At 57.1% G+C, this 7519-nt stretch carries 8 protein-coding genes; 2 read left to right on the plus strand and 6 right to left on the minus strand.

What is annotated here, in order from left to right; all coding sequences use genetic code 11:
- Positions 1–1250 (minus strand): toprim domain-containing protein (locus JNN07_19455; GenBank protein MBL9169922.1); only part of this gene is annotated, 1250 nt, incomplete at its 3' end.
- Between the two features lie 5 nt (positions 1251–1255).
- Positions 1256–1759 carry a hypothetical protein gene (locus tag JNN07_19460; GenBank protein MBL9169923.1) on the minus strand — a complete coding sequence of 168 codons (504 nt, stop codon included), beginning with the start codon at positions 1757–1759 and terminating at the stop codon, positions 1256–1258.
- Between the two features lie 29 nt (positions 1760–1788).
- Between JNN07_19460 and JNN07_19465 the strand changes: the two genes are divergently transcribed.
- On the plus strand, positions 1789–2226 hold the full coding sequence (locus JNN07_19465) for a helix-turn-helix transcriptional regulator (GenBank protein MBL9169924.1): 438 nt from the start codon (positions 1789–1791) through the stop codon (positions 2224–2226).
- An 87-nt stretch (positions 2227–2313) separates the two neighbouring features.
- Here the strand turns inward: JNN07_19465 and JNN07_19470 are convergent, their stop codons facing one another.
- From JNN07_19470 to JNN07_19480, 3 genes are all read right to left on the minus strand, one after another.
- Positions 2314–3402, minus strand: coding sequence for a hypothetical protein (locus tag JNN07_19470; GenBank protein MBL9169925.1), 1089 nt, complete (start codon positions 3400–3402; stop codon positions 2314–2316).
- Between the two features lie 232 nt (positions 3403–3634).
- Entirely contained in the window at positions 3635–3823 is a 189-nt protein-coding gene (locus tag JNN07_19475) for a helix-turn-helix domain-containing protein (protein MBL9169926.1), read from the minus strand.
- A gap of 62 nt (positions 3824–3885) precedes the next feature.
- Entirely contained in the window at positions 3886–4596 is a 711-nt protein-coding gene (locus JNN07_19480) for a hypothetical protein (protein MBL9169927.1), read from the minus strand.
- A gap of 354 nt (positions 4597–4950) precedes the next feature.
- On the opposite strand from JNN07_19480, the gene JNN07_19485 reads away from it, so the two are divergent.
- Entirely contained in the window at positions 4951–5562 is a 612-nt protein-coding gene (locus tag JNN07_19485) for a CotH kinase family protein (protein MBL9169928.1), read from the plus strand.
- A gap of 16 nt (positions 5563–5578) precedes the next feature.
- Here the strand turns inward: JNN07_19485 and JNN07_19490 are convergent, their stop codons facing one another.
- Positions 5579–6481: a hypothetical protein gene (locus JNN07_19490; protein MBL9169929.1), complete on the minus strand. Its 903-nt coding sequence runs from the start codon at positions 6479–6481 to the stop codon at positions 5579–5581.
- Between the last annotated feature and the right edge of the window lie 1038 nt (positions 6482–7519).

The following is a 7519-nucleotide window of genomic DNA, read 5'->3' on the forward strand; positions in this document are numbered from 1 at the left end:
TCTTTAGTCGCGTCTTCCTCCTTGTCCGCCGTAGCGCCTTCAGCGAAGGCGGATGAGCTGCTAACAGAAGCAGCTAAAGAAGGAGAAGGCGTGAGCGAAGCCGCATTGAGTGAAAGCTTTGCCTTCCCGCCACCAAGCCACTGCGCTGCGTTTATGAGCAACGCCAGCGATTTGTCCGCTGGTTTCACTTTGCAGGCGTATTCATTGGCGTCCATGCCGTGGGGGAACTTCACCCGAAACACTTCGATCCCGTGATCTCGGAACCGTTCCGCGTCGCGCTGTGCCGCTCGTTCTCCGGCCTGGTCCGCATCGTAAGCGATCCGAACTCGCTTCACGTTCTTGATCGCTTCCCAAAGCTCATCAGTAAATCCCTCCGTGCCAAAGAGAGCCATCGTGTGGGGGAACCCATAAGCGCAGAACGTTAACGCGTCGAACACCGCTTCGCACAGGATCAGTTCGTCAGCAGGCAGGCACTGCCGATTAAAAAGCCCCCGGTGCGGCCCCGGCGGATACAGATGTTTGGGCGCAGGGGTCCGGGCCGCCACCGACGTATGCAACCGCCGTCCATACAGACTGACCACGTTCCCACCTGCGTCTTGGAACGGCACAACGATGCAGCCGTTAAAATGCTCGTGGCCGCTCTCCCGCCACAGGCCCAGCTGCGTGAGTCGGGTCCGCAACACCTCTCCCTCCTTGCGATTCTTCATCGGCAGCCGCAGGCCCAGCGTCCGATCCGCCAGCCCGAGCTGAAAACGGTCAATGAGTTCCTCGGAGTTCAGGCCCCGGCTGGCCAGGTATTCGCGGGCCGTAGACGTTTCCTTCAAACGCTGGTGGTAGTAGGCAACTACCTGGCGACAAAGCGTCGCGTCATCAGCTTCCGGATCCAGCGGACACGGCAGCTTCGGCACCGTGTTCACTCTCAGCGGGCCAGGCTCGCCACCACCGGCCCGGCTAAACACGGCGCTGCCACCTTGGCGCAACAACTCGTAAGCGTGCCGGAAGCTCACGCCATCGTGGTATTGCACGAACTGGATCGGATTGCCTCCCCTGCCGCAACTCATGCAGTGGAAGAGCCCCTTGCTCGGCGTCACGATGAAGTTGGGCGTCTCCTTGTCCTGATGGAACGGGCAGAGCCCACACCAGTCCTTGCTGCCATGCTTCTTGAGCTCAATGCCCCGGCTTTGCACCAGAGCCACCAGATCGGTCTCGCGCTTCACGCGCTCCAGTTCTTCTTCGGGGATGCGGGGCATGGGATTTAGGGTTCTGCATTGTCAGTTTTGGGTTCTGGGAGCGGCTGCCGGCTGAGAGTGTAGATCGTAGCTTGAAGGAGCAGCCTGTCATGCAGTCGCCCGGCATCGAACCGCAAATAACCCCAGGTCCATGCTCGAGTTTCGGGATGAATGTCCCCCCGGAACCCGTCCGTGCGCATCAAAACATTCCATTGCCGCAGTGCTTTCTCAGGCGCACGCCGCCCAAACTCGAACAAGGCCAGGCCATCATCATCCCAACCGCAAATGATTTGGAGCCATCCCTCCCAGGCGTGGTTAAACGCTTCCCGGATCAGAAGCCGGGCTTGCCCGGCCACTTTCGGATCGAGTCCCTGGGCCAGTGCCCATCGTTTCCAATCGTCCCACGGGTAATGACCAAAGGAACACGCGCACACCCTATCCCAAGAGGCATCGAGCTTGGGCGGGGGAGGCGGAGTTTTTGGCGGAAGCGTCAAGTCGGAAGGTGAACTTCCAGAGTTCGCGAGTGACATGCCCGCTATTTCTCAGTATAGTGAGATATATGCAAGCCTTTTCTCAGCCATCACCCTCCGTTCCACCAGCCCCGGTTTATACTGAGGGCATGCGCAAGTCCGACGAAAAGATTAACCGGCCCCCACTGGCCCAGCGTTTGGTTGAGTTGCGGCTGGCCGCCGGTCTCACCCAAACACAACTGGCCAAGCAACTGGGCGTTTCGCATTCCAACATCGCCTTTTGGGAACTTAAAGGCACACCCCCTCGCGGCGAAGTCCTGCCAGCACTGGCACAGGCTCTCGCGGTCAGCGTCGATGAACTCCTGGGCGTCAAACCGCTCAAACCCAAACGCCAAGCCGCCAAGGGACGATTGCAGCAAGTCTTTGAAGCTGCCTCCAAACTTCCTCGCCGCCAGCAGGACAAAGTCGCCGAGTTCGTCGAGGCCTTCGTTAATCAACATTCCAACAGTCAGCGCAAAGTCGCCTGACCCGTCCTTCCCTCGGCCTGCCCCCTCCCCTAGGGAAGCCCCTTTACTCCCAAGAGGGGGAGATTCGAAGCAGGAGGGGTCTACCCCTCAAGGGGAGAGCCTGGGGGTTTCCATCAAATCAGCCCATTTTCCACCCATTTCCAGATCTCTCGAACCCCTACACCCTCCCTCCCCAACCCTACACCCCACCCCCTCCCTTTGGCTGAAGAACCCCCGATGATCGGCCAGGGTTTCCCGATCAATCACGCGTCGACGCTCCGGAACCGCTTTCAAATCGGCCCACTTCATCAACACTTCCCACAGCACTTCCCGGCGGCCCTCGCTGAAGTCCAGTTCCCACCCAGGAGCATTGCCGCAGATTCTTCCCCAGCACTCCGTCAGGATCCACGCCCACTTCGGCCCAAACCGCTCATAGCAGTCCTCAGGCGTGTAACAGCCCACCAGCGCTGCGGCTTGGCGGGCTTTCGCTCGCCACTGCCGAGCCCCCGGCGTCGCCCACCCAAACTCCGACGCCTTCAACTGCTCCTTGTTCCACCCGATGTATCGGACCAGCCGGCTCCCTTTATCCTCCGGACGGCGTGCCTCCAAGTTCTTCGACACATACTTCGAAAGGTAACTGGCCACTTGTGGCCCGCTGGTCCGGATCGGCGTGAGCTCAGCCCGTCCGAAGCCAAATTTTGGCAACTCCTTCCGCAGCATTTTCCAAATGTCCCGCAACTCCTGACACGTTCCCCGGTAAGTCTTCCGCTTCAACTTGTCCCAGTCGAACCCCGTTCGGATGTTAGGCTTCCCCTGCAGGATACCCACGACGTGGAAGTGTATCTTCCCGGACTTGTGACGCTCAGTGACCACGACCGCGCGCTCGAACATATCCTTGAGCAGGTGTGTCCGCAGCGAGTTGAACCTTCGAGAAGCCTCTACCACCGAATCCACCTGCTCAAACCCCCAATCCCGTTGATTTCCGACCGTTAGCGTGAGGAACCCGATCGACTCCAGCCCAGCATCCTCAATCATCTTCCCTACGTTGATCCGGATTGCGTAGGCGATCTTCCCCGCGCTCCCCTTCATCTCAGGCCCCGACGTCGGACTTTCGCTTTCTCGATCGCAACCCGGCTCAGTCTGGAGTGCCTCCAACTCAGCCCGAAGCTCCGATTCGAAATCGCCTTTCGATCTCATCTCGGTTGAGTTGTGACGATTAGACAAGGAAGGGGATGGCCCTCCAAACCCTCGCCCAAACGCAAAACGCCAGCCGAGAGAGTTTGTTCTCGGCTGGCGCTGATCTCACCTAAACTCCCGTACGCCTGAGTAACCAGGACCGGTCCGAGGTGCTCACCGGGGACTGGTAGTGAACGCAGCTTCCCACCTGGCCCGAGCCAACAACATTCCATGGCCGATGTGCCCATGGAACCTAGCTCCCCGACAAAAACCGCTCCAGCTCCTCGACCGCATACAACGGCCGCCGCGTCACTCGCACGGGCTTGAGCTGCCCTCGGCGCGTCATCCGATCCACCGTCGTCGCACTGATCCCCAGTGCTCGGGCCGCCTCCTGGCGGGTCAGGGCTAATTTGAGCTCCCCAGAGCTCCTGCTTGTTTTCATAGCCCGGAGTTTCCCTCAATCTCCGGGACTTAATAGGAACACCGTTTCCTCGGAGGGTGTTCCTATTTCCGGGCCGGACGCCCCGCTCGACCAAAGCTCAAACCCACTCGACCACAAAACACCCGCAACGAATCAAAGTTCAACCCATACCCCGTTTTCAGCTCTTGCAACCAACGCAACAAAGCCGGTCCGCAGCCCGGCGTTCTCCGGAGCGCTTCCACGGTTCGCCAACCCATCAGCAAGATCACATACAGCCAGAGGTTTGGAACACTCCCTCGCGGATCTCCATTCTCATCCACCCCACCACGAGCTAAGCCGTCCGCGTAACCCTCGAAGAAAAGCTTCATGTCCTCCAAACTCAACGTCCGCGCCCAGCTGATTTCCAGATCCACGTTTTCCTCGGCTCGTTGAAGCCAGGGCTCCATCGCTGGGCGCACCTTCTCCAGCACCGCCACCGTCACGCGATCGTAATTCCTCCAGGTCGTGCTCCCGCGGTGGTACTTGAACATGGCCTCGGCCTGGCCAATCAGTCTGCCATACTGCCGGATTCGTTTAGGGCGTGGAAGCTTGCCCCACTCCTCCATCGGCTTGATCCCCATCACCCGTTCCACCGCACACCACCACCACCCCGGAAAATCCACCGCTCCTGTCATGCCCGCCGGAGGACACATCTCCGGGCACGCCGCGTAGATCGGCCTCATTATCGCGTCCCACGCCGCCACGGCATCGTTGCCACGGCTTGCCTCTTGCGTTCCTGCATCGCCTGCTTTCATCCGGGCTACCCTACACACTCCCTCCCTGTCGCAGATAGTGACATACCCGGACATCTCGCCGACGGCCTTCGATGGGAAAAAACGGTGACCAGAGCGAGGACGAGGGGAATAGACAGTTCGATCGATGCAGGTTGCCCGGCTCAGTCGCCTAGCTCCCGTGCCACCTCGTGGAGGAAGTCGCCCGCTGGGTCGACAAAGGCTTTGGCATCGCAGCAATGCAGCCTTACCCCTCCTAAATCGTATCAATATCGGAACTAAGAGATTTGACCCCGGTGGCTGATTCTCGTTGTAGAAAGGAGCAACGAATGGAGTCAGGTAGGGTTGCACCTGAAAGGGGGTATCGGCAGTGGACAAGTGAGGGAGAAGAAGCCGTCCCTCTCGCTGCATTTCGGCCGATTCTCCAAAACGAGTTCGTTCTACGGCATCCAGAGATGGCAGCTGAACAATTGTGCTCAGGATCTGACTTACCTAAACGAGGTGGTTGCAAGCCGAATATTTCGAGATGCTGGCGCGGCCTCCTCACGCTGCACTCACGCTCGCGTGATTATGAATGGCCGAGATCTGGGCATCTACGTGATATGTGCAGGAGTCGATGAACAACTCTTGTCTCAGTTCTTCAAGAACCCCAAAGGTGATATCTACCAAGGGGGATATACCAAGGACGTCACGACCCCGTTGACGCTGTCGGAGGATGACAGGAAAACGGATTTCAACTTTCCAGAACTTAAAGACCGATTCGAGAGCCACGATGCGGAGTTAAGGCTCGAAGCTGTCTCCAGGTTCGTCGATATCGGAGCATTCGCCCGCTACCTCGCGCTGGAGGTGTTGACCTGTCACAACGACGGTTACGCGTATGCGGTAAACAACTATCGGTTATTTGTCCAACGGGAGGACAAAAACGAACGATGCGCCCATCGCAACGAGCGGGGCATTTCAAATGAGCACTGCAAGGGTCAATTTTCGTGAGCGCCAACGCTATCCGCTACTCCTCATCTTTTTCTTCTACAAGACTGTACTTGATTTGCTCTCTACGAGACTCACTTATACGGAGCTGGGTGAGATCGATCTTCGTTGTAATGAATTTGCGTTTGGCACGCGTTAGGATCGAGATCATAGAGTCGGGTATTCCTGGATCTTCCATTACCATTTTCAACAATTTTTCAAATCCAGGTGCCAATGCTTGTGGTTCCTTCCAAATGACAAAAACGTAACGGGGCACCCCTGGTAATCGAGAGTAACCCTCCATGGCGGCAAGAATCTTCGTTGAAGCGGGCTTCGTGTTCTGTCGAGCTTTCTCCAATAACCGCCATGTGACCAACGCTTCAAAGTCGATGTTCACGGATGGCCTGGAAGAATCCTCGAACCAATCTTCCAACAACTCCGAAGAGAGCCGACGTGCCAAATGCTGTGCCGATACGATGTTGATGTTCTCCAGGCGGGTTGCTCGGGTCAACGCGGCCTTAAACAGAGTTCTGCTAAGACCATTGGTATGATCTTCCATTACCTGTGCCAATGCGACCGCCGGATGGAAATTTGTTACGTCCCCTCTCAGGGCCAGTGCCATACCGAGATCTAAGGCCATATCAACCGATTCCACTTGTCTCAGAGCATAATAGGCTGAGTAAATCACAATCGGATTGGTCGATACGTTAGCCAGGCGGATTAAGGCGCTAGCGTCGCGATCAGCTACTAGGGACAACAGCCGTTGACTATTAGTCCAATCCCTTTTGAAGGTTCCGGAGGCCGTTCCCAATATTTTACTGGCAAGGATATCCGACTCGATAGCGCCCCAATTACGGGGAGCCTCTTCGGCGAATGCAAACGGTGCCCAGGTTAGCCAAAAAGCGACGCCGATTATCTCAACTAGCCTAGATACTGCTTTCATTACTTTACCTTTCCTCGCAATACATGAAATTGGCTTCCAGGCGCGTCCCTTTTGTCTCCTGAGAAGAGAAATCCTGGCAGGCCGGACTGAATCCTGGTTCTCACGAGAATGCCATCAAGATATGCCGCATGGGATGGAAAAAAGCTCGCGCTGTAATGAATCTCATACGTCTTATCACATCGGAGGACATAATCGATTCGCGACCAACGGTAAGGAACGCCAACTCCAGGGAACATAGCCGCCATCCCCACCTGTCCGTGCCCACCAATTCGTGAGCGCTCGAATGCAGTGCAGTGTACCCCGGTTCCAAAACTCGTACAGACGGGGATGTCCGCTTCACCCTCACCATCCATAAAAAGCGGTCCCATTGGTGTCCATCCAACTGACGAACTTCCATTTCCATCATCCTTAAACGATTCTACCCTCCCGGCACAGTTGCAGTGAATTGATTCCTGCAAAGAAAGCCATCCTCGGGTATGCTTCGTACTCAGATCCAAATTGACACCAGGTTCGCTTGTATTCGCGGAGCCAGCTAGCATACCCAGAGCAGAGTTCAAGCTCCCCTCAAAAGCACTCTCTCCATCGCCGAAGACTGACTCGTCGCCGGTAAGTCCGTAGTAAGCCTTCTCGAACTCTCGCAGATTCCTCCTAAGAGGATTGAAGGGCCGAATCCACGCGAATATAGTCGCGGTGGGACCGACGACGGTTTGGGCCTCTGCTAATCCGAGAACATCGAGTTTTAAAACGGGAGAATTTCCAACCAAGCTGTAGGCATTCACCCCTCCTGTTTCTTCCAACGGATCCCTGGATGGCCATTTACCCCGACCCGATGCGGTTTTGTAGGCACACCGAGCAGAACCCGTTGCGATTGCGCGGTCACGACGGCGGCGGCGTGACAAGCGACCCGATGGCGACTGACGAAAACCCCAGACGCGAGTTCTGTGGGGGGAGGTCTCCCCTCCGCTAAAGCTACGGGGAGCAGGCAGGAAAACGCCGGGCGCTAACCCGCCTTCGCCAAGGCTACTACGGCGGACAGGC

The sequence above is a fragment of the Verrucomicrobiales bacterium genome (assembly GCA_016793885.1).
GTDB lineage: Bacteria > Verrucomicrobiota > Verrucomicrobiia > Limisphaerales > UBA11320 > UBA11320.

Coding starts and splice junctions, on each gene's coding strand:
- JNN07_19490 (MBL9169929.1), bottom strand. CDS start 6,481: ATGAAAGCAGTATCTAGGCTAGTTGAGATAATCGGCGTCGCTTTTTGG.
- JNN07_19475 (MBL9169926.1), bottom strand. CDS start 3,823: ATGAAAACAAGCAGGAGCTCTGGGGAGCTCAAATTAGCCCTGACCCGC.
- JNN07_19470 (MBL9169925.1), bottom strand. CDS start 3,402: ATGAGATCGAAAGGCGATTTCGAATCGGAGCTTCGGGCTGAGTTGGAG.
- JNN07_19465 (MBL9169924.1), top strand. CDS start 1,789: ATGCAAGCCTTTTCTCAGCCATCACCCTCCGTTCCACCAGCCCCGGTT.
- JNN07_19460 (MBL9169923.1), bottom strand. CDS start 1,759: ATGTCACTCGCGAACTCTGGAAGTTCACCTTCCGACTTGACGCTTCCG.
- JNN07_19480 (MBL9169927.1), bottom strand. CDS start 4,596: ATGAAAGCAGGCGATGCAGGAACGCAAGAGGCAAGCCGTGGCAACGAT.